Source organism: Bradyrhizobium sp. LMTR 3 (assembly GCF_001693485.1).
GTDB lineage: Bacteria > Pseudomonadota > Alphaproteobacteria > Rhizobiales > Xanthobacteraceae > Bradyrhizobium.
Map to the genome: position 1 here is coordinate 1 of NZ_MAXC01000052.1, position 886 is coordinate 886.

Annotated in this window: 1 protein-coding gene; it reads right to left on the minus strand. The window is 66.5% G+C overall.

Features of this window, described 5'->3' with window-relative positions; genetic code table 11:
* The coding region (locus LMTR3_RS32265) for an SDR family NAD(P)-dependent oxidoreductase (protein WP_141686909.1) at positions 1-886 on the minus strand (886 nt) is incomplete at both ends.

An 886-nucleotide genomic window follows, 5' to 3' on the forward strand; every position in this document is an offset into this window, starting at 1 on the left:
CCCGCCGCCTGCGCGGCGTCGGCGACGTTGACCGAACCGAAGATGTTGGTCTTGACGCCCTCGCTCCAATCGCGCTCGAGGATCGGCACGTGCTTCAGCGCTGCGGCATGGAACACGATATCGGGCTTGAACTCCCGCATCAGGCCCATGATCCGCTCGCGATCGCGGATGTCGGCGATCCGGCCTTCGATGGCAGCATTGGCCGCGCGTGCCGTCAGCGCTTCCGTAACCGCGTAAAGCGCCGGTTCCGAGTGCTCGATCACCAATAGCCGCGCAGCGCCAAAGGTCGCGACGCGGTCGCATATCTCCGAACCGATCGAGCCGCCGCCGCCGGTGACGATCACCGATTTGCCCTTCACCAGCGTTTCAAGCCGCGCGTAGTCGATCTTCTCGCTTGGCCGCAGCAAAAGGTCTTCGACGACGACATTGGTCAGCCTCGGCACGTCGCCGCCTTCGAGCGACGGCAGGCGGCTGACGAACAGCCCGAGCCGTTTGGCCCGCATCAGAACCGCCTCGGGGTGCGCCTCGGGTTCGAACGCCGAGGGCGTCATGACGACCCGCGAAATCGGCTTTCCCCGTCCCGCATAATCGCGGACCACGTCCTCGACGTCGTCGATCCCGCCCAGCACCGGCACGTTGCGGATCGACTGCCCGCGGTCCGCGGCCGACGGCGACAGCACGCCGACCGGCCAAAGCTGCTTGACTGCGCCGCTCTCGATCGCGCGCAACAGCACCTCGGCGTCGGCGGCGCGGCCGATCAACAGCGTCGCCGACGCGCCTTCGGTCTGGGCATGGCGGCGAACCCGCGTGTAACGGAAATAGCGATATCCGAAGCGGAGCGAGCTCAGCGCGAACACCTGCAGAAACCAGTAGAGAACGATGGTGA